Source organism: Luteimonas gilva (assembly GCF_005239095.1).
In the GTDB taxonomy this organism is placed as follows: domain Bacteria; phylum Pseudomonadota; class Gammaproteobacteria; order Xanthomonadales; family Xanthomonadaceae; genus Luteimonas_C; species Luteimonas_C gilva.
The window spans coordinates 191,799-210,390 of the sequence record NZ_SZUA01000003.1; the positions used below are offsets into that span (position 1 = coordinate 191,799).

At 64.2% G+C, this 18,592-nt stretch carries 16 protein-coding genes; 7 read left to right on the forward strand and 9 right to left on the reverse strand.

All coding sequences use genetic code 11. The features are described 5' to 3' along the window. Nucleotides 1-21: 21 nt before the first annotated feature. Nucleotides 22-1,056 carry a glucokinase family protein gene (locus FCE95_RS14560; protein ID WP_137267775.1) on the reverse strand — a complete coding sequence of 345 codons (1,035 nt, stop codon included), beginning with the start codon at nucleotides 1,054-1,056 and terminating at the stop codon, nucleotides 22-24. 360 nt (nucleotides 1,057-1,416) lie between these two features. Here FCE95_RS14560 and FCE95_RS14565 point away from each other — a divergent pair, with 360 nt between their 5' ends. The 5 genes from FCE95_RS14565 to FCE95_RS14585 all read left to right on the forward strand — a co-directional run bounded on the left by FCE95_RS14565 (nucleotide 1,417) and on the right by FCE95_RS14585 (nucleotide 7,274). Further along, entirely contained in the window at nucleotides 1,417-2,691 is a 1,275-nt protein-coding gene (locus FCE95_RS14565; RefSeq protein WP_137267776.1) for a sugar MFS transporter, read from the forward strand. 28 nt (nucleotides 2,692-2,719) lie between these two features. Beyond that, nucleotides 2,720-3,778, forward strand: a complete 1,059-nt coding sequence (locus FCE95_RS14570; protein WP_137267777.1) for a LacI family DNA-binding transcriptional regulator — start codon at nucleotides 2,720-2,722, stop codon at nucleotides 3,776-3,778. 1 nt (nucleotide 3,779) lies between these two features. Then, on the forward strand, nucleotides 3,780-4,814 hold the full coding sequence (locus tag FCE95_RS14575; protein WP_137267778.1) for an SIS domain-containing protein: 1,035 nt from the start codon (nucleotides 3,780-3,782) through the stop codon (nucleotides 4,812-4,814). After that, the gene (gene nagA, locus FCE95_RS14580; RefSeq protein WP_137267779.1) at nucleotides 4,814-5,953 is read left to right on the forward strand and encodes an N-acetylglucosamine-6-phosphate deacetylase; all 1,140 of its coding nucleotides are present in this window, start codon (nucleotides 4,814-4,816) and stop codon (nucleotides 5,951-5,953) included. Before FCE95_RS14575 ends, nagA begins: the two co-directional genes overlap by 1 nt. A gap of 253 nt (nucleotides 5,954-6,206) precedes the next feature. Further along, the gene (locus tag FCE95_RS14585) at nucleotides 6,207-7,274 is read left to right on the forward strand and encodes an acyltransferase family protein (protein WP_137267780.1); all 1,068 of its coding nucleotides are present in this window, start codon (nucleotides 6,207-6,209) and stop codon (nucleotides 7,272-7,274) included. Here the strand turns inward: FCE95_RS14585 and FCE95_RS14590 are convergent. The 4 genes from FCE95_RS14590 to FCE95_RS14605 form a co-directional block, all read right to left on the reverse strand. Next, nucleotides 7,264-7,617 (reverse strand): hypothetical protein, encoded by a 354-nt coding sequence (locus tag FCE95_RS14590; RefSeq protein ID WP_137267781.1) that lies wholly within the window; start codon nucleotides 7,615-7,617, stop codon nucleotides 7,264-7,266. The two genes, FCE95_RS14585 and FCE95_RS14590, sit on opposite strands and share 11 nt — an antisense overlap. Before the next feature lie 64 nt (nucleotides 7,618-7,681). Then, nucleotides 7,682-9,058 carry a peptidoglycan-binding domain-containing protein gene (locus FCE95_RS17345; RefSeq protein ID WP_223266911.1) on the reverse strand — a complete coding sequence of 459 codons (1,377 nt, stop codon included), beginning with the start codon at nucleotides 9,056-9,058 and terminating at the stop codon, nucleotides 7,682-7,684. Nucleotides 9,059-9,510: 452 nt separating this feature from the next. Next, nucleotides 9,511-9,927 (reverse strand): hypothetical protein, encoded by a 417-nt coding sequence (locus FCE95_RS14600; RefSeq protein WP_137267782.1) that lies wholly within the window; start codon nucleotides 9,925-9,927, stop codon nucleotides 9,511-9,513. A 52-nt stretch (nucleotides 9,928-9,979) separates the two neighbouring features. Continuing rightward, nucleotides 9,980-11,659, reverse strand: a complete 1,680-nt coding sequence (locus FCE95_RS14605; protein WP_137267783.1) for a type IV secretory system conjugative DNA transfer family protein — start codon at nucleotides 11,657-11,659, stop codon at nucleotides 9,980-9,982. Between the two features lie 413 nt (nucleotides 11,660-12,072). Between FCE95_RS14605 and FCE95_RS14610 the strand changes: the two genes are divergently transcribed. Then, nucleotides 12,073-12,873, forward strand: coding sequence for a hypothetical protein (locus FCE95_RS14610; RefSeq protein ID WP_137267784.1), 801 nt, complete (start codon nucleotides 12,073-12,075; stop codon nucleotides 12,871-12,873). An 88-nt stretch (nucleotides 12,874-12,961) separates the two neighbouring features. Here the strand turns inward: FCE95_RS14610 and FCE95_RS14615 are convergent, their stop codons facing one another. Both FCE95_RS14615 and FCE95_RS14620 read right to left on the reverse strand, forming a co-directional pair. Further along, entirely contained in the window at nucleotides 12,962-14,179 is a 1,218-nt protein-coding gene (locus tag FCE95_RS14615; RefSeq protein WP_137267785.1) for a multifunctional CCA addition/repair protein, read from the reverse strand. Nucleotides 14,180-14,186: 7 nt separating this feature from the next. Then, the gene (locus tag FCE95_RS14620; RefSeq protein ID WP_137267786.1) at nucleotides 14,187-16,127 is read right to left on the reverse strand and encodes a lytic transglycosylase domain-containing protein; all 1,941 of its coding nucleotides are present in this window, start codon (nucleotides 16,125-16,127) and stop codon (nucleotides 14,187-14,189) included. Nucleotides 16,128-16,164: 37 nt separating this feature from the next. Here FCE95_RS14620 and FCE95_RS14625 point away from each other — a divergent pair, with 37 nt between their 5' ends. Further along, on the forward strand, nucleotides 16,165-17,025 hold the full coding sequence (locus FCE95_RS14625) for a sulfite exporter TauE/SafE family protein (protein WP_223266912.1): 861 nt from the start codon (nucleotides 16,165-16,167) through the stop codon (nucleotides 17,023-17,025). Nucleotides 17,026-17,133: 108 nt separating this feature from the next. Here the strand turns inward: FCE95_RS14625 and FCE95_RS14630 are convergent, their stop codons facing one another. Both FCE95_RS14630 and FCE95_RS14635 read right to left on the reverse strand, forming a co-directional pair. Next, nucleotides 17,134-17,925 carry an endonuclease/exonuclease/phosphatase family protein gene (locus FCE95_RS14630; protein ID WP_137267787.1) on the reverse strand — a complete coding sequence of 264 codons (792 nt, stop codon included), beginning with the start codon at nucleotides 17,923-17,925 and terminating at the stop codon, nucleotides 17,134-17,136. Then, the gene (locus FCE95_RS14635) at nucleotides 17,922-18,554 is read right to left on the reverse strand and encodes a thiol:disulfide interchange protein DsbA/DsbL (protein ID WP_137267788.1); all 633 of its coding nucleotides are present in this window, start codon (nucleotides 18,552-18,554) and stop codon (nucleotides 17,922-17,924) included. Before FCE95_RS14635 ends, FCE95_RS14630 begins: the two co-directional genes overlap by 4 nt. Between the last annotated feature and the right edge of the window lie 38 nt (nucleotides 18,555-18,592).

Here is an 18,592-nt window from a genome sequence, read left to right on the forward strand (position 1 = left end):
CAAAAAAACCTCGCCTCTCCCTTATCCGCCGCGTTGCTGCAGGTACCAGCTGGCCGCGCCGATCACGCCCAGCTGGCCGTGCTCGACCAACTTCACCGGTATGCGTTCCAGCGCCTCGCGCATCGGCCCCTTGTTGAGGAACCGTTCGACGAAAGCGCTGCCCAGCAGGAATTCGCGGATCTGCGGCAGGATCCCGCCGGCCAGGTAGATGCCGCCCTGCACGCCGTACAGCAGGGCCATGTCGCCGACCGTGCTGCCGAGCAGGCCGCAGAACACGCCCAGGCTGTCGCGCGCGTGCGCGTCCTGCCCGGACAGCGCCGCGGCGGTGATCTCGCCCGGCGTGCGGTAAGGGGAAACCACGCCGTGCAGCGCGCACATCGCCGCATGCAGGTTCTTCAGGCCCGGGCCCGACAGCGCATGCTCGACCGGCACGTGGCTGCGCTGCCCGAGCATGTGCTTGAGCAGCGCCATCTCCAATTCGTTGCCGACGGTCAGCGCGGCTTGGCCGGCTTCGGTGGCCAGTACCACCGCGCGCGAACCGGTGGGAATCCAAACCGCCGCGCCCAGGCCCGTGCCCGGGCCGACGACCAGAGTCGGGCCGCGCGGCGCGGTTTCGGGGCCGGTCAAGCGCAGCACTTCGCTCGCGTCGACGTAAGCGGCCGCGTGCGCGACGGCTTCGAAATCGTTGACCAGGCGGAATTCGCGGAAGCCCAGACGGTCGCGGATCTCGCTCAGCGACACGCGCCAGGGCAGGTTGACCGTGATCAGCGAGCCGTCTTCGAGCGGATAGCCGGCGCTGGCGATCGCGCCCTCGGCCACCGCCGCGCCGTCCAAGTCGGCGACGAAGTCTTCGAGGATTTCCGCCAGGCCCGGGTAATCGGCGCAGACGTACTTGCGGTAGCTGAGCACCTTGATCGGATGCGCCGGGTCGCCGCTGTCCTGGACCAGACCGATGCGGACATGGGTGCCGCCGACGTCGGCGGCGATGAACGGCGCGCTCGGGCGGGCAGTGTCCAACGGCAAGGGGCTGGCGATTGCGACCACGCGTTCTCCCATCCGGTCTCGCCCGGCAGCGGGGCTGCGGAGGGCATTGGCGGCCGAGTGTGGAAGTGCTTTGACAACGATGTCAACACAGCTTTTGGCCTAGTGCCCCGCGTCGGCGGCGGTCGAAACAAATCCGTCATGTTGGCCGCGCCGCGCCTGCGATTGTGCGCAAAAATGTTGTTATTGAAGACGTTTTCATAGCCGATGCCCGATTCGGCACGGCTCGATCTTGTTGCGATGCAGCAGCGGAACGAGGTTCGGCAAGGGCGCGGCGAGGCCTAGCCCCATGGCCGCAGAACGAATAATGTGACAACGTTATTCCCAGCCGGTCCGGCACAGGACCCGCTCTGACCGCATCGCCAGGAGCCCGCCATGTCCGTTACCGCCACCGCGACCCGGCCCGCCAGCCAGGGGACATCGATCGCCATCATCGGGGCGCTGTTCTTCATCTTCGGGTTCGTGACCTGGTTGAACGGCCCGCTCATCACCTTCGTCAAATACCGGTTCACGCTCAGCGACATCGGCGCGTTTTTGGTCCTGACCGTGTTCTATCTGTCCTACTTCTTCCTCGCCTTGCCGGCGGCGTCCATCCTCAAGCGCACCGGCATGAAGAAAGGCATGTCGCTGGGGCTGCTGGTGATGGCGCTGGGCGCTTTCACCTTCGGCGAATTCGTATTGCGCGGTTCGTATCCCGGCGCGCTGACCGGGTTGTTCGTGATCGGCGCGGGATTGGCGTTGCTGCAAACCGCCGCCAATCCCTACATCAGCATCGTCGGCCCGATCGAGCGCGCGGCGCAGCGCATCGCGGTGATGGGCATCTGCAACAAGGTCGCCGGCTCGCTGGCGCCGTACGCGTTCGCGATCGTCGTATTGGCGGGCATCGACGCGTTCGACGCCAAGCTCGCCGCCGCCGATCCGGTCGCGCGCGAAGCGCTGCTGACCGAGTTCGCGGCCAAGGTCCACGGCCCCTATCTGGTGATGGCGGGCGTGCTGGCGGTGCTGGCCGTGCTGCTCCTGCTTTCGCCGTTGCCGGACATCCGTCCGGAAGAGGCGAATGCCGCGCCGGCTTCGCACGGCGACAAGAGCCTGCTGCAGTTTCCGCATGTGTGGCTGGGCGCGCTGTGCATCTTCGTCTACGTCGGCGTGGAAGTGATGGCGGGCGACGCCATCGGCACTTACGGCAATGCGCTGGGATTGCCGCCGGGCGATACCCGTTTCTTCACCATGTTCACCTTGCTTTCGATGCTCGCCGGCTACTTGGCGGGATTGATCCTGATCCCGCGCTTCGTTTCGCAGGAACGCTATCTGAGTTTTTCGGCCGTGTTGGGCGTGTTGCTGACCATCGGCGCCTTCCTGACCAAGGGCTATTTGTCCGTGGGCTTCGTCGCGGCGCTGGGTTTCGCGAACGCGATGATGTGGCCGGCGATCTTCCCGCTGGCGATCGAAGGGCTGGGCCGCCTGACCGAGCGCGGCTCCGCCTTGTTGATCATGGGCATCTGCGGCGGCGCGATCATCCCGCAGCTGTTCGCGCTGCTGAAGCAGCACATCCATTTCCAGCTGGTGTTCCTGCTGCTGATGGTGCCCTGCTACCTGTACATCCTGTACTACGCCTTGCGCGGCCACCGCGCGGGCCAGGCGGCCGGCTGAGGCGATGGACGAGGCCAGGGGAGGAGCGGTGCGCAGACCCACCATCAAGGACGTCGCCGAGCGGGCCAAGGTCTCGCTGAAGACGGTCTCGCGCGTGATCAACAACGAACCCTCGGTGATGCAAGGCACGCGCGCGCGCGTGCTGCACGCGATCGCCGAACTCGATTACGAACCGGATCCCTCGGCGCGCAATCTGCGCAGCGCCACGCCGTTCGTGATCGGCCTGGTCTACGACAACCCGAATCCCTACCACATCATCGGCGTGCAGAACGGCGTGCTCGCCGCGTGCCGCGAAACCGGTTTCGATCTGCAGATCCATCCCTGCGATTCCAGCTCGCCCTTGCTGGCCGACGAGCTCGGCGAATGGGCGCGCCGCTCGCGCCTGGCCGGATTGGTGCTGACCGCGCCGATGTCCGAATCGGCCGAATTGGTCAGCGCGCTGGCCGCGCGCGGGGTGAAGCTGGTGCGGATCATCGCCGCGACCGAAGATCCGCGCGACGGCCAACCCTGCGTCTACGTCGACGACCGCGACGCGGCCTACGAGATCACCGAACATCTGATCCAGCTCGGCCACCAGCGCATCGGCTTCCTGTGGGGCGGTTTGGCGCACCGTTCCAGCAGCGAGCGCTATCTCGGCTACGAACGGGCGCTGAAGGATTACGGCATCACCCTGGACAAGCATCTGGTGGTGAACGGCGACTACACCTTCGACGACGGTTTCCGCGGCGCGCGCCGTTTGCTCGCATTGCGCGATCCGCCGACCGCGATCTTCGGCTCAAACGACGAAATCGCCGCCGGCGTGCTGGCCGCGGCGAAATCGGCGGGCATGAACGTGCCTTACGATCTGTCGATCGCCGGTTTCGAAGACAGCCCGTTCTCCAAGCAGTCCTGGCCGGCGCTGACCACCGCCAAGCAGGCGACCGAAGACATCGCCCGCCACGCCGCGCGCCTGCTGATCAGCGGCCTGCGCCAAGACGCCTACGAAGACAACCCGATCGTCGTGCACAACCAGGGCTTCGTCCCGCAGCTGGTGGTGCGCGGCTCGACCGCGCCGATGCGTCCGCGCGCGCCGAACGCCGAGAATTGAGATGTCCGCCGCTCTACCCTTGCCTACCGACACGTTGATGTTCCGCGAAGCCGCGGAGACGGCCGACGTCGTGCAGCGCCAATTCGCCGCCAATGCCGCGACGGTCGCGCGTTTGGCCGACGACCTGCGCCGCGACCCGCCGCCGTTCATCGCCACCTGCGCGCGCGGCAGCTCCGATCACGCCGCGACTTACGCCAAGTACGTCTTCGAAACCCAGCTCGGCTTCGTCACCGCATCGGTGTCGCCGTCGGTGGGTTCGGTCTACGAAGCCAAGCAGCGCATGTGCGGCGCCTTGTTCCTGGCGATCTCGCAATCGGGCAAAAGCCCGGACTTGCTGCGCAACGCCGAAGCCGCGCGCGCGGCCGGCGCGCGCGTGGTCGCGCTGGTCAACGCCGAAGACTCTCCGCTGGCGGCGCTGGCCGATACCGTGCTGCCCCTGCACGCCGGTCCCGAACGCAGCGTGGCGGCGACCAAGAGTTATCTGGCTTCGCTGGCGGCCGTACTGCAATTGGCCGCAGTGTGGAAAAACGAAGCGCCGCTGCTCGACGCGCTGTCGCGCTTGCCCGACGCGTTGCGCGGTGCGTGGCAAGCGGATTGGTCGGCTCTGGCCGACGGCCTGGTCGACGCGCGCAATCTGTTCGTGCTCGGCCGCGGCCTGGGACTGGGCGCCGCGCAAGAGGCCGCGCTCAAGTTCAAGGAAACCTGCGGCCTGCACGCCGAAGCCTACAGTTCGGCCGAAGTGAAGCACGGGCCGATGGCGCTGGTGGGCCCGGGTTTTCCGGTGCTCGCCTTCGCGCAGCCCGACGAAACCGGTGCCGGCACGCTGGCCCTGGCCGAAGAATTCCGCGCGCGCGGCGCGCCGGTGTGGGTCGCCTCCGAAAAAGGCGATCTGCCGCTGGCGTCCTCGCCGCACCCGGCTTGCGCGCCCTTGCTCGCCGTCCAAAGCTTCTATCGCGTGATCAATGCGCTGGCCCTGCGCCGCGGCCATAATCCGGACGTGCCGCCGCATTTGAACAAGGTGACGGAAACCGTTTGATGGCCACCGCTTTCGTCAACGGCCGGGTGCTGACCCACCAAGGTTTTCGCGACGACTTGGCGGTCGTCGTCGAAGGCGACCGCATCGCCGACTTGATGCCGCACGGCGACGCCCAGATCGGCGCGACAAAGACCCTCGACTTGCGCGGCGCGTACCTGCTGCCGGGATTCGTCGACTGCCAGGTCAACGGCGGCGGCGGCGCGTTGTTCAACAATGCGCCGAACATCGAGGCTTTGCGCACCATCGGCAAGGCGCATCGCAAGTTCGGCACCACCGCGTGGCTGCCGACCTTGATCAGCGACGATGCGGACAGGATGCGCCAGGCGATCGCCGCGGTGCGCGAGGCGATCGCGCAAGGCGTGCCCGGCGTGCTCGGCATCCATCTGGAAGGTCCGTACCTCGCGCCAGCGCGCAAGGGCACGCACGACGAAAGCAAGTTCAGGACGCCGGATGCGGACGAGATCGCGATGGCGACTTCGCTCGACAACGGCCGCACCTTGATCACGCTGGCCCCGGAGCGGGTGCCCGCGGACAGCATTCGCGCCTTGGTCGCGCGCGGCGCGATCGTCGCCGCCGGGCATACCGCCGGCACTTACGAACAGATCCGCGCCGGCCTGGATGCGGGCGTCACCGGCTTCACCCATCTGTACAACGCGATGTCGCCGCTGCAAGGCCGCGAGCCCGGCGCGGTCGGCGCGGCGCTGGAGGATCGCGACAGCTGGTGCGGTATCATCGCCGACGGTGTGCACGCGCATCCGGCCAGCTTGCGCGTGGCGCTGGCGGCCAAGCTGCCCGGTAAAGTTTTCCTGGTCACCGATGCGATGCCACCGGTCGGCGCCGACGATCCCAGTTACGAGTTGTACGGCGAAACCATCACCGTGCGCGACGGCGTGGTGCGCAACGCCGCCGGCGTATTGGCCGGTTCCGCGTTGGACATGGCCACGGCGGTGCGCAACGGCGTGCGCCTGCTCGGCTTGCCTTTGGACGAAGCCGCGCGGATGGCGTCGACGTATCCGGCCGAATTCCTCGGCTTGGGCGATCGTTACGGCCGCATCGCCGCCGGCTATCGCGCCGATTTGGTGGCGATGGATAGCGCCATGAACGTCGTCGCGACCTGGATCGGCGGCAGCACCGAATAAGCATGTCGCGATCGAAGACTTCTTCGCCGTTGCCCCCTTTGAAAAAGGGGGCGAATCGCCCGAAAGGCGGTGGGGGGCGAGGGCAGCCGCTTACAAGCCGCAGGCTTGTGGCTGGTCGAGCGCCTTCGCGCAAGCGAGGGCCGGAAATCGCGGAGCGATTTGCTTTTGATTTCGTCCTTGCGAAGAGCAACAGCAAATCCCCCGTAGCCCCCTTTTTCAAAGGGGGCAACAGCCAAACCGGCAGCAAGCGCGCATGACCCCGCGCCGCTTCGCCTCCGTCGACGCCCTGCGCGGCTTGACCGTCGCCGCGATGCTCTTGGTCAACGATCCGGGCGATTGGGGCCACGTCTACGCGCCGCTATTGCATTCGGAATGGCACGGCTGCACGCCGACCGATCTGGTTTTTCCCTTCTTCCTGTTCATCGTCGGCGTTTCCATCGCGCTCGGCATCGCTCCGCAAGTCGAGACCGGCGCGGACCGCAGGGGATTGCGCAGCGCCGTTCTGCTGCGCGCCGCCCGCATCGTCGGCCTGGGATTGCTATTGCACTTGCTGGCCTGGTGGTGGCTCGACAAGGAGCATTACCGGCCTTGGGGCGTGTTGCAGCGGATCGGCCTGTGCTTCGGGTTCGCGGGCCTGGTCGCGATCCATCTGCGCGAACGCGCGCAATGGGCTCTGCTGTTCGCGCTGCTGGCGGGCTATGGGGCGCTGTTGGCTTGGGGCGGCAGCTATGCGCCGTGGGAAAACCTGGCCAGCCGCGTCGATACCGCTTTGCTCGGCGCGTTGAACTATCAGTACGACCCCACGACCGGCCGCGGCCACGATCCGGAGGGCTTGCTGAGCACATTGCCGGCGATCGCGACGGCCTTGCTCGGCTTGCGTGCGGGCGACTGGCTGAGGCGCGGCCAATGGCAGCGTTTGTGCGGGGCGGGTTTCTTCGCTTTGGCCGCCGGCGCGTTGTGGTCGTTGTGGTTGCCGTTCAACAAGAATCTGTGGACGCCCTCGTACGTGCTGTGGACCGGCGGCTGGGCGATGCTGACGCTCGCGGCTTTCCACTTTCTGATCGATCGGCGCGGCTGGCCGGCGCTAGGCCGCAGTTTCGGCGTCAACGCGATCGCCGCTTACGCTGGGTCGGCGCTGATGGTGTACGCGTTCGCCGCTTGGGGCTGGTGGGAACCGATCTACCGCATCGGTTTCGCCGGCTGGATGACGCCGCGCTTCGGCCCCTATCTGCCGTCGCTGGCGTTCGCGCTGGCCTTCGTCGCGTTCTGGTGGCTGGTGGTTCGCTGGATGGACAAGCGCAGCTGGTACGTCAAGATTTGACGTCGGGTTCGGACTCGCCCTCGTCGGCCTGCTGCGTGCCCAGCGCGGATTCCAGCAAGGACGTGTAGCGGCGCATCACCTCGCGCCAGCCGGCCAGGGTCGGGGCGTATTCCCCTTCGACGTCGGGTTCGGCGACGCGCCGCGAGCCGGCCAGTTCGTCGATCAGTCCCGGTTGCAGCATCCGCCACAATTGCAGCAGGTCTTCCGGGCAATGGTGCGTGATCACCAGGCTGTCCAGGATGCAGCGCATCGCGTTCACTTCCTGGCGCAGGCGATCCAAGTCCTTGTGCGCCGCAGCCAATTTGTCCGTCAGCGGAGATTCCGCGTCGTTCGTAGGCGACATATCTTTCCCCTGTAATTGAAGGGTGAAACAAGCGTACGGCGGGCCGATCGAGACCCGCCGGCGTTCAAATCGATCGGCTTAAAGCCTGGCTTTGTTCCTGCGCCATCCAATGTTGGCGCTGCAAGCTTCGTTCTGCGTCCAAAGCTTCGGAACGCTGCGCGGTTTCCTGTATCGACGGCGGCGTTTCCGCCAGATCGACGGCGGCGCGGAATCCGGGCGTCTTGCCCATCACGAATACGCGGTCTTCGTGCACCATGACCCGCTCTACGTCGTTCGTACCCTGCACCTTCCCGATCTTCGCTTCGAGCAGCACGTGGGCGACCATCTCGTCGGAGGTGCCCGGCGGCAGGTTGCGCTTGAGCAATTCGAAGAAAGCGTGGTCGCGGTGTTCGGGGTGGCGAGGATCTGTGCGGGAGCGATCGGGGTGGCGTTGGTGGTCGTCGGGACCGGGTTGGTACATATGTATAGGTTCATCAGGGCTATGCGCCGGTGAGAACGGGGCATGGCTCCTGTCCACATAATCCAGCCGGTCGATGGGTTGGTCGCGTCGGTGCGGTAAGGCGATGTGCAAAGTGCTGTGATCAATATCTCCGGTCTGAGTTAGACCGTGATCGCGTTGGTATGCAATAACGGCTGGCTGCATTTCCAGACGATAAATGCCGTCAGGTTTCAGAGGCGTCTCGTGCGCACTACGATAACCTTCGGAAATCAACGCATCCTGGAATTCTTGTATGCGATTGTTTTTCTCGCCAACCCGGAACGCACCGTCGTCAATAATGGGTAGAGGCTGAATTCCGCTACTTCTGCGCTCGGGGTCAACGCCTAAACGGCCATTGGCAAGATCAGAAATGTAATTCTCGTACTGTTGGTAGTAGCGAGTATCCATTTCGATGTGAGCATGCTTGCCTGTGCCCGGTTTAAGCCCCCGTTCGTTTTGTATGCCCAAAGACTGCCCATATTCGACGAGGTCGCCAACGCGAACATGTATAGGTCCCATGTGCCTAATGCGGGCCACTACCTCGCCATCTTTACGATCGTAGATATCTACTAGGCCTGCATCTGCATGGACTCTACCGATGTAACCATCGATTGGAGATGGAACGTCCACTTCGCGGACGCCACGGCCCCCGCTTGGGATGAGGGAATCCTCAAGCATAAAGTCCTTAATCAATAGGATGCGACCGTCGGCTATCGCCCCATATTCGTCGGTTCGCTTGGCTTCGATTTCTTGTATCTCGCCTCCGATAAGTGCATATGATCGATATCTCTCGTTATCCACGTTTGTCGGCAACCCATCAACAATCCGAGCGTTTCGGTTCAATCCGGGGTGGTGGGTGACAAGGTCATCAAAATCTTCGAATGGCTCGTTTCTTTGTTGTCCGTTCTTATTTGGTCTACCAAGCTGCAAAAGACGATATCTGTGCGGGGGAATGTCTTCCATATTCAGCCCTATGGTTAATCACACTTGACGTATTGGCGAACAGTTTTGCCATCAGTCACGGTTAGAGTTTTGTTTTTCAGAACATATATATCTGCTTGGCCTTGCACATCGACTGGAGCAATGTTGGATATTCCTACGATGCGCCAAGCAGATGGATTATTTGAGATAAGCGATATGGATCGAGGGAAGATGATTTCTTCGTTTGAATGAATGTAATTTCGATAAATAGCCATTACTCCATCACTATCGGATGTCTCGCTAATAAGGCATCGATCTGCGCCAAACTTCCATGTTCCTTGGATTTCTGTTGGCAGAAGGATTTTTTGTTGTAATCGTGTCGCTGATGAGAGCGGGCTGAGAGACATAACGAAAACGACATGAAGCACAAAATATGCACGGCCGCGGCTTTTTTGTGATCTGGGCATAGGAATGGATAAGTCATGTCGTTAGGATCAACCACATTTTTGAAGAACTGCATATCTGTAGCCAGAAGAGTGATACCAGACGAGGTTTCCCATCTCGATGGAAAAGTAATCGGAGACCAACTGAGGGCAGTAGTTGTAAGCGAGTTCACTTTCGATGTCGTTGCTGCATGATTCCATGCGCAACGTGCCGCTCTTAATAACTCCTTTAATTTTTCCGGAAGATCTTATTGTGTTTGTATCATCGACCCAGGTGCCATAGACCTCGTCACCTTGTTGTGTGAGCGTTATTCCGATGTAATGGCTCGTACCGCAGCTTGTGGTCAACCGCCATCCGCCTTCAAATGGTGAGTGCGTCGCGGGTTTATGATTGGAAATAGGTTTAACGCACGATGATGCTGATATGACGGTGATGGCTAACAATGAAGCAATCATCAAATTATGCATGTCGGACTCTTGCGTTTTTTGCGAAATGGAAATTCCGTTTTATTTTTGAATTTCAAGCGTTATTTGGTCTTGCGGATAAAACCTTCACCGGAGGTTTCACCCGAAACATGAATTCTTTATCACTGTAGTACCTGATCTTCTCGCACAACACCGGCTGCGCCAGCCCCTCGTAGAACACGATCTGCTTGTCCGGACCCAGCGCCTTCAATTCCTGCGGCAGCATCAACGCGCGCCGTTCTTCGGACTCGCTGCGGCTGTGGTCGCGTCCGCGCGTCACGCTGTGGCGCTTGACGGTGGTGTAGCCCAGCATTTCGGAATAGTCGTTCGCGTCCTGCTGCTCGCGCGGGGCGAACACGATCTGCACGGCGTGATTGGTGATCAGGGTGCGCGCGACTTCCTTGCCGTAGGTCGCTTCCAGCTGCGCCTTGCTCTGGATGATGGGGAACACCCGCAGGTTGTAGCCGGCGATGTGGGTGATGGAGTCGGCCAGCTTGTCCACCCGGCCAATGGCGGTGAACTCGTCCATCAGCAGCAGGCATTGATGCTTGAGCGCCGGATTCTGCACCGGCAGCTGCTGGGTGTTCTCATTGATCAACTGGCTGAAGAACAGGTTGACCAATACCCGACATTCGCCCAGTTTGTGCGGCGGAATGACCAAATAGATGGTCGTCGGCTTCTTGCGCACCTCGTTGAGCCGGAAATCGTTGCCGCCGGTCGCCGCGTCCATGATCGGGCTGACGAACGGATTCAGCGGCTCGCGCAGCGTACCCATGATCGAAGCGAAGGTTTCCTTCTCCTGCGACAGCAGGCCGGCGAAAGCGACCTTGGCGCTCGCGCTGAGGAAGCGCGCTTCGGCCAGGCTTTGCAGATAGTCCTTCAAATTGCGGCCGTCGCCGCAGGCCAGACGCAAGACCCCGCCCAGCGTCGGGAACTTCAGCAGTTCGAAGGGGTATCCCTGCTGGCGCTGGTCGTCGTAGTTCTCGTACAGGTAGAGCGCGAAGGCCAAGAACGCGTTACGCGCCTGGCTGACCCAGAACTTGTCCTCGCCGCCCTGATCGGGGTAGAGCATCGCGGCGATGGCCTGGATGTCGTTGATGCGCCGGTGCGGATCGGAGGCGACGTAGCCCATCGGGTTCCAGCGATGGGTGTGCGTGTCGTAGGGATTGAACTTGTAGATCTTCTGGCCTTGCTCGGCGCGCCAGCCGGAGGTCAGCTCGAAGTTCTCGCCCTTGATGTCCAGCACCACGATCGAATCGCGGTACTCGAGCAGGTTGGGGATCACGATGCCCACGCCTTTGCCCGAACGCGTCGGCGCGGCCAGAATCGCGAACTGTTGGCCGGGCAGGCGGATCAGCGTGCTGCCGATCTTGCCGATGACGATGCCGTCGGGCGCAGGCTTGAGCAGCCCGGCGCGCGCCAGCTCGCTGCGGCCGGCGAAGCGCGCTTCGCCGTGGGCCGATTTCGGGCGCGGCTTCAGGACCAGGACCAGACAACCCAGCCAGAGCGTGGCGGATACGCCGAAGCCCAAACCGCCGCCCCACCGGATCTTGGCGACATGCGGTGCGACCGCGGGCACATCCAGCGCGCGGTAGTAGATGAGATAGGTGTTCCACTTCAACAGCTCCGCGTCCAGACCGAGCAAGGCCAGGGTCGCGTAGCCGGACAAGTACAGGCCGACGATGAGAAAAAGAAGAGTGATCGCTATCGCAAATAGCAGCCTGAACTTGACCATCTCGCCGCTCCTTCGCCGGTATTCGTTCTGGGCGCTTTGCCATGACGGAATACGGTGAAAAAGTGGCCATGAGAAAAGCATGCTTTAACGCGATCGTCGGCGACCGATGCATCCGGTTGTTTGTCTCGCAATGCCATCATTGTCTAGGCATGAAACAAGGTGTCGACAGAGGCAGCTGAAACCTTTGAGTATCCATGGAACGCGAAAGTCTCTTGTCTTCATCGCGCTTTCGACAAGCCGGCGGTTCCGGCCAGCTACCATAAGACAAGAGGCGTGCGTTATTCGGCTTAGTCAGACGTAAGGTCCGGCTGGCCTGCTGTCGGAAGGCATTCGATGGCCATTTTGTTTTGGGAAGTCCGTCTTATTTCGCGCGTTCTTAAATCTTCCCAACAGCAGCGAGGTCATCAACAGCAATGAAGCTCGAAGCAAGGCATTTGGCGCAGGCATTCTCCGCGCTCGCACTGGTTGCAGGGTTCAGTGGTCCTGGCTTCGCTCAGGTAGCGGCGACCGCGACTTCCAACGATCCGTATGAAATCCTGGCCTGGGCTCCCTTCAAGAGCGGCGACGGTCGCATCGAGATCCGGCGTGTCATCGAGGAGGACGGCACTCGGGCCGTCGCCATTGTACGAATGGCCCCCATCGGAACGCATTACGAGCCGCGCAGGGAATGGGCCGGCCTGCCTTTGGCCGAGCAAGTGAACATGGCTTACGAACATCTCACGGGCCAGGTGCTGACGCGCGAGGCCTATCGCGCCTTGCAGGACGTTGAAGAGGCGAAGATCCGGGGGGCGGCTGTGGAGGCGGGTCTGCCCTTAACCACGCATGCCGGTTTTGAACCAAGGTCCGCCTGTGAAGCAGTAACGACGGTAGACAACGGGTTCCATTACGACTGCAAGGTGTATGGCCCTATCAGCCGAGAAAGGAACGGAGTGGACGATGTGTGCCTGCTGACGGCGGCCATCGTCGGTAGTCACAAGATGCAGATTTCGTATCGGGGCACGGACGACGCCTATCACGAGAATTTCAGCAGCGAGGTTACCCAAGGCCACTTCGTGGCGTCGCAACTTCTGACGGGCGTGAAAAGAACCCGGCGAGGTCAAATCTATAAGGCGGATAACGACGAATACAGCCGCTACAGCTTCGACGGCGATTTCACGCTGGAGGGCTTCTTCGATCCGAACGTGACGCAGTGCCAGACGATTACGAACGACTGATGCTTAAGATCGCCCTGTTGGCGCGCCAAGCGCCAACAGGGTTTCGAGATCGCTCAGAAGCTCCCCCTCGCGAGCATCGACGATCATGTCAACGGGCATTGTGGATCGCGGCTATCCGCGCCCTACGCAAAGCTTCGCCCAGCGCAGGCCCCTGAAGATCGGCATTAGCGATGTCTGCGCCGCGAACTGCGGATGCCGCCGCGTACAGCCGCAACAGTTCGCGGCCCTGCGGATAGTCGGCCTCGGCATTGCCGCCGCGGCCGCGCTTGTCCGCTTCGCAAACCAAGGCGAGTTGGGCGATGCGTTCGGGCTTGCGGAAGCCGTCGCAGCGGGCGATCAGGTCGTGCACGGTGTCGTCGCGCAATTCGGCCAGGCGATGGACGTTGAGGTGTTCGCGGCAGGCGATCACGGCCAGGTCGCGATGCGCGGCGGGGACTTTCAGCCGCTCGCACAGCCCGCGCAGCGGCGCGAGGCCGCGTTCTTCGTGCATCACGTGGCGCGGCAATTCGTCGGCCGGCGTCAGCGCCTTGCCCAGATCGTGGGTCAAAGCGGCGAAGCCGACCAGATCGTCGCCCGGCGCCAGTGTCGCGGCCATGTCGCAGACCATTTCGATGTGCACGCCGGTGTCGATTTCGGGATGGTATTCGGCGCGCTGCGGCACGCCGTACAGCGCATCGACCTCGGGCAGCACCGCACGCAGCGCGTGACCGTCGTGCAAGGTGCGCAGGAATGCGGACGGGCGCGCGGACGCGAGGGCGCGGGACAGCTCTTGCCAGACGCGCTCGGGCACCAGCGCATCCAATTCGCCGGATGCGGACATCTGGCGGATCAGGGCCATCGTTTCCGGCGCCACGACGAAACCCAGCGGCGCGAGCCGCGCCATGAAGCGGGCGGCGCGCAGGACGCGCAACGGATCCTCGACGAAAGCCGGGCCGACGTGGCGCAGGATCTTCGCGTCGATATCGCGCGCGCCGCCGTACGGATCGACCAGCGCGCCGCTTTCGTCCTGGGCGATCGCGTTGATGGTGAAATCGCGGCGGCCCAGGTCTTCTTCCAGCGTCACCGAGGGATCGGCATCGACCACGAAGCCGCGATAGCCGCGCCCGGATTTGCGTTCGGTGCGCGCCAGCGCGTATTCCTCGCCGGTTTCGGGATGCAGGAACACCGGGAAATCGCGCCCGACCGACTTGAAGCCGGCGGCGAGCATCGCCCCAGGCGTTTCGCCGACGACGACGAAGTCGCGATCGCCCGGCGCCAGGCCGAGCAGCCGGTCGCGCACCGCGCCGCCGACGAGGTAGGTCTTCATCGCGGCCTCAAGCCTTCGGCGGTTCCGCGAGCGGGCAGGCGAAAGTCTTGCGCTTGCCCGACACCGCGCCGCGGATGCGATCGCTCACCGGCAAAGCGTCGCCGTTCATGCGCCAGTCGTACATCACGCTGAAGGCCAGTACGCGAGCCACGTATTCGCGGGTTTCCTTGTAGCTGATGGTTTCGATCCACACGTCCGGATCGAAGCCGGGGCGCTGCGCCTGCCAGCGCGCGGTCGGCGACGGGCCGGCGTTGTACGCGGCCATCGCGATGTAGGGCTGGCCGTACTTGTCTTCCATTTCGCGCAGATAGGCGGTGCCGAGCGCGATGTTGGTGTCCGAGTCGTACAGGTCTTCCACGCCGTTGTAAGGCAAGCCGAGCCGGCGCGCGGTCGCCGCGCCGGTGGCCGGCACCAGCTGCATCAGGCCGTAGGCGTTCGCGCCCGAGCGCGCGCGCGGGTTGAACACGCTTTCGGCGCGGATCTCGGCGGCGACCCAGGCCGGGTCGAGCCCGTTCTTGGCCGCTTCGCGGCGGATCGTCGCGTCGTGATGGATCGGGAAGCGCAAGTGGTACAGGCGCAATTCGTCCGGCTTGTTGCGTCCGCCGTAAGTGCCGAGCGCGAACACGGCGCGGTCGAACCAGCCGTTGTCCTGCGCGACGGCGACCGCGGCGCGGCGTTGGGTATCGTCGAGACGCGACAAGGCGCTGTCCCATTCGCGCTGCGCCCAACCGCTGCGTTCGATCCGGTACAGCGCCATCGCGCGGACGATGGCCGGATCGCGCGCGACCGCCGTTTTCGCGGCGCTGTCGTCCGGCTTCCACGCGCACAGGGCGTAAGGCAGGCCAAGCTTGTCCGCGGCCATGAAACCGTGGAAATCCGGCTTGCGCGCGGCGGCGCGATACAGCGGCTGTGCGGCGGCCTTGTCGCCGGTCAGTTCGGCCATGCGCGCTTCGAAATAGGTCCAGCGCGAATCGCCGCGCTGCTTGTCGCCCATTTTGCGGATCGCGGCCAGCGTGGCGGGCCAGTCGCCGCGCGACATCGCTTCGCGCGCGCGCCATTCGTGCAGGCGTTCGTCGTAAGCGGATTCGGGCACCGCGTTCAAACGCCGCGCCGAGTCGGGTTCGTACGAGGCCACCGACCACAGCGCGATCTGGTACAGCACGCGGGCTTTCTCCGCCTCGCTGAAGCCCAGCGCGTCCGCGTATCTCTGCAACTGCATTTCCGCCGCGATCGGCGTGGATTTGGCCAGCCGCGCCAAACCTTGCGAGGCGACCATGCGGCTGCGCGGCGTCTTCGGCCAATTCAGGGCGCGCGGATGCACCGCTTCCATGAAGGCGGCGTAGTCGTTGGCCAACGCCGCATCCTCGGCCGGCATGCCGCGCGCGGCGGCGCGCATCACCGGCGCCTGCCATTCGGCCGCGCCCAGGTCCAAGCGTTCCCAGCGCAATGCCGGCGTCAGTCCGCCTTTGGCGATCAGCGTCGTGAAGGCGGTTTCGCATTCGCCGGGCAGGATCTTGCCGCTGCGCCAGACCGCTTGCGCATCCTTGACCCATTGCGCGTCGGCGGCGCCGGTGGCGGCGCGCGCGTTCAATTCGGCGCAGCGCATCGCGCTGTCCTTGATCGACGGCGACCACGCGGCGCGGAACGCGGGCCAATCCTGGCGCTTGGCGACCGCGGGCAGCCAGATCTCGCGGAACGCTTCGGCCACGGCCTGGCCCTGGTAGCGGGCGAGGAAAGCTTGCGCTTGCGCCGAAGGCAGCGTGTCGATGTCGCGCTTGAGCGCCGCGTATTCGATCCAGCCGTACAACGGATCGCGGCTCAGCGACGAGTACTGCGCGGCGTCGAAGCGGCCCGCTTCGGCGGCTTCGATCGCGGCGCGCACTTGCGCGTCCGAATTCTGCGCTAGCGCCGGCGAAACGAACGCCAGCAGCGCGGTTGCGAGTAGCATGTGGGGGCTGAATAGGCGCATCGGCGGACTATAGCCGATGATTCGTGAACAGGATTCCGGCCGCGACGCGCGCCGGGCCGCCGGTCGAAAAGGCATCGCGACGATGGAAGGCTTCTGGATATTTCCGCTGCTCGGCGCGATCGCCGGCGTGCTCGCCGGCCTGCTCGGCATCGGCGGCGGACTGGTGCTGGTGGCCGCGCTGGTGTGGATATTGCCGCTGCAGGGCGTGCCGAAAGAGGCGGCGATGCATGCGGCGCTGGCCAGCTCGATGGCGAGCATCGTGCTGACCGCAGCGTCGTCGGCGTACGCGCATCACCGCCGCGGCAGCGTGCTGTGGCCGACCGTGGCGTGGATGGTGCCGGGCTTGCTGCTCGGCGGTTGGCTCGGCAGCCTGCTCGCGGTGCATCTGGGCGACAACGTGCTGCGCCTGTTCGTGGCGGGTTATTGCTATCTGGCCGCCGCGCAGTTGGTCTGGGGCAAAGTGAAAGCGCAGGCCGGCGGCGACGTGCGTCCGAGCGGATTGCCGATGAGCGCGGCTGGCGTGGGCATCGGCGCGGTGTCGGCGGTGGTGGGTATCGGCGGCGGCAGCATGACGGTGCCTTTGCTGGTTTGGCGCGGCGTGGCGCCGGTGCGCGCGGTGGGCACGTCCTCGGCGTGCGGCATCGCGATCGGCATCGGCAGCGCGCTCGGTTATGCCTTGCATGCGCCGAGCGGCGCTTTGCCGGCGAACGCGATCGGCTACGTGTATTTGCCGGCGGCGATCGGCGTGGCGGTGGCGTCGGTGCTCGCCGCGCCGTTCGGCACGAAGCTGGCGCACGCGATCAGCGGCACGGCGTTGAAGCGGGTGTTCGCGATCTTCCTGGCGGTGATGGGCACCAGCCTGCTGTTCGGCGGTTAGCGCTTCGCTTTTTTGTAGGAGCGGCTTCAGCCGCGAGCTCTTCTTACAGGTCGCCGCGTCTTGAGGGAAAGCGCTCGCGGCTGAAGCCGCTCCCACAAGATCAAATGCTCAGCGCAGGGCTTTTTCGGGAACGTCGAGTTCGACCGAAAGCGCCAAATGATCGGAAAACGCCGCCGGGAACGCTTTCGCGTCGGCCATGCGCACCGAATCGGTGACCAGGATGTGGTCGATCGCCCGCTGCGGCCGCCAGCTCGGGAACGTCGGCACGCAGAACGCGGGCGGTTGCAGGCGCGTTTGGCGATACAGCGTCTGCATCTCGGGGCGATCCGGCACGCAGTTGAAATCGCCCATCAGCACCGCGTGCTCGTGGTCGGACAGCAGTTCGGCGATGTAGGCCAGCTGCGCGCGCCGCGATTGCGCGCCGAGCGACAGATGCGCCACCGCCACGGTCAAGCCGGCGTCGCCGTCGCCGAAGCGCGCCATCAGCACGCCGCGGCCGGAAATGCGTCCGGGCAGCGGATGGTCGATCACTTCCACCGGCTCCAACTTGCTCAACAAGCCGTTAGCGCTGGAAGCGAGATTGCCGACGCGCCGGTTGGGCTGGTGGCTCCAGTAATCGAAACCGCCGCGTTCGGCCAAGTAATGGGTCTGGTTGGTGAAGCCGGAACGCCAGCTGCCCGGGTCGCTTTCCTGCAGGCCGACGATGTCGTGTTCGCCGGCCAATTGCGCGATCGCGTCGAGCGAAACGCGCTTGTTGCCCGCCGGCAGCACGTGCGACCAGCTGCGCGTGGCGTAATCGCTGTAGCGGCGCGTGCTGGAACCGGCTTGGATGTTCGCGCTGAGCAGGCGCAAACGGCGATGCGCCCGATCCTCGGCCGGCGGCGTGGCGTCCGCGGTCATCGGAGCGCTTTGCGTTCCTTGGCGATGAGCTGGTCGGCGATCCGCAGCATGTCCTTATAGCTGTTGCCGAGGATGCGGTACTTGCCGTTGACGATCATCGTCGGCGTGCCCGGCAATTCCACCTTCACGGCGAAGTCGCGCGCGCGGGCCAGCTTGGGGTCGAGCTTGGGATCGCGCATCGCCTGCGCGAACTTGGCCGCGTCGACGCCGTATTGGGCGTAGAAGCCCGCCAATTCCTCCACCGACGCGTTGCGCGGCAGGTCGCGGCTGGTGTTGACGGCGCGGAACACCGCGTCGTGGCTGCGCGCGAACAGGCCTTTGACGCCCTGCGCGGCGTAGAAGGCGCGGGCGTAGGGATCGTCGCCGCCGTACACCGCCGGCAAATAGGTGAAGCGCACGTCGGCCGGCAATTTCGCCTTCCAGGCGCCGACCAGCGGCTGGAACTCGGCGCAGTAGTGGCACCAGTAGCCGAACACTTCGACCACTTCGATCTTGCCGTTGAGCGGATCGAGCGGTTGCGGTTCGGAGACTTCGACATAGTCGACGCCCGGCGTCAGCGCCTGGGCGAAAGCCAGCGCGGGCGAGAGCAGGGCGGCCAGCAGGGCGAAGGTCGCCAGGCGCTTGATCATGGACTCGGAACTCCGTGCATGCGGAAGGGATATGGGGA

What these genes read in the sequence shown, in the direction of transcription:
- FCE95_RS14560 (WP_137267775.1), bottom strand. Translation starts at nt 1,056, where the DNA reads ATGGGAGAACGCGTGGTCGCAATCGCCAGCCCCTTGCCGTTGGACACT.
- FCE95_RS14565 (WP_137267776.1), top strand. Translation starts at nt 1,417, where the DNA reads ATGTCCGTTACCGCCACCGCGACCCGGCCCGCCAGCCAGGGGACATCG.
- FCE95_RS14575 (WP_137267778.1), top strand. Translation starts at nt 3,780, where the DNA reads ATGTCCGCCGCTCTACCCTTGCCTACCGACACGTTGATGTTCCGCGAA.
- nagA (WP_137267779.1), top strand. Translation starts at nt 4,814, where the DNA reads ATGGCCACCGCTTTCGTCAACGGCCGGGTGCTGACCCACCAAGGTTTT.
- FCE95_RS14585 (WP_137267780.1), top strand. Translation starts at nt 6,207, where the DNA reads ATGACCCCGCGCCGCTTCGCCTCCGTCGACGCCCTGCGCGGCTTGACC.
- FCE95_RS14590 (WP_137267781.1), bottom strand. Translation starts at nt 7,617, where the DNA reads ATGTCGCCTACGAACGACGCGGAATCTCCGCTGACGGACAAATTGGCT.
- FCE95_RS17345 (WP_223266911.1), bottom strand. Translation starts at nt 9,058, where the DNA reads ATGGAAGACATTCCCCCGCACAGATATCGTCTTTTGCAGCTTGGTAGA.
- FCE95_RS14600 (WP_137267782.1), bottom strand. Translation starts at nt 9,927, where the DNA reads ATGCATAATTTGATGATTGCTTCATTGTTAGCCATCACCGTCATATCA.
- FCE95_RS14605 (WP_137267783.1), bottom strand. Translation starts at nt 11,659, where the DNA reads ATGGTCAAGTTCAGGCTGCTATTTGCGATAGCGATCACTCTTCTTTTT.
- FCE95_RS14610 (WP_137267784.1), top strand. Translation starts at nt 12,073, where the DNA reads ATGAAGCTCGAAGCAAGGCATTTGGCGCAGGCATTCTCCGCGCTCGCA.
- FCE95_RS14615 (WP_137267785.1), bottom strand. Translation starts at nt 14,179, where the DNA reads ATGAAGACCTACCTCGTCGGCGGCGCGGTGCGCGACCGGCTGCTCGGC.
- FCE95_RS14620 (WP_137267786.1), bottom strand. Translation starts at nt 16,127, where the DNA reads ATGCTACTCGCAACCGCGCTGCTGGCGTTCGTTTCGCCGGCGCTAGCG.
- FCE95_RS14625 (WP_223266912.1), top strand. Translation starts at nt 16,165, where the DNA reads ATGATTCGTGAACAGGATTCCGGCCGCGACGCGCGCCGGGCCGCCGGT.
- FCE95_RS14630 (WP_137267787.1), bottom strand. Translation starts at nt 17,925, where the DNA reads ATGACCGCGGACGCCACGCCGCCGGCCGAGGATCGGGCGCATCGCCGT.
- FCE95_RS14635 (WP_137267788.1), bottom strand. Translation starts at nt 18,554, where the DNA reads ATGATCAAGCGCCTGGCGACCTTCGCCCTGCTGGCCGCCCTGCTCTCG.